General features: G+C 69.0%; 1 protein-coding gene. It reads left to right on the top strand.

Annotated features, from left to right (window positions below; all coding sequences use genetic code 11):
* Window positions 1–20: 20 nt before the first annotated feature.
* A partial coding sequence (locus JCM25156_RS26540) for a [protein-PII] uridylyltransferase family protein (RefSeq protein WP_034961608.1) occupies window positions 21–655 on the top strand: 635 nt, incomplete at its 3' end.

Here is a 655-nt window from a genome sequence, read left to right as displayed (position 1 = left end):
CTCGATCGTGCCCAGCCGCAATGCTGGCACGCAATTACCGCATGCTGCGCCAGGCCGAACACCGGCTCCAGATGCGCCTGGACCACCAGACCCATACCCTGCCCGACAGCGGGGACGGATTCGCGCGTTTCGCCACCTTCATGCTCGCCGCCGATCCGGGTGAGCTGGCCTGCGGCATGCTGTCGGTCATGCAGTGTTCGCGCCGCGTTTTCGAACAGCAGTTCGCCGAAAGCGGCCCGCAGGACATCACCATAGCCCCCGAGGACGCCGATGCCGCCGACCGGCTGCGTGACCATGGCTTCCCCCCCGCCGACATTACCGACGCGCTGCAAATCCTGAACCGGTGGGAAGGCAACCGCCTGCGCGCGCTGCGCTCCGACCGGGCGCGCAAGCTGCTGCGCAGGCTTCTGCCCACCATCATGACCGAAATCGGCGCGCGCCGGCAGCCGCTGGCCGTGCTGCGCCGCTTCGACGCCCTGCTGGAACGGCAATGGGCGGGGGTTCAGTTCCTGTCGCTGCTGGAACGCAACCCGGCGCTGATCCACCGTATCGTGACCGTGCTGGACTGCGCGCCCTTCCTGGCCGACCATCTGGCCCAGACCCCTTCGGCGCTGGACGGGCTGCTGGACATGGATGGCGGCCCCGGCACGCTGGG

This window comes from Komagataeibacter kakiaceti JCM 25156 (assembly GCF_000613305.1).
The sequence above is the reverse complement of the archived record's forward strand: the minus strand, read 5'-3'. Positions and strand labels throughout refer to the sequence as shown.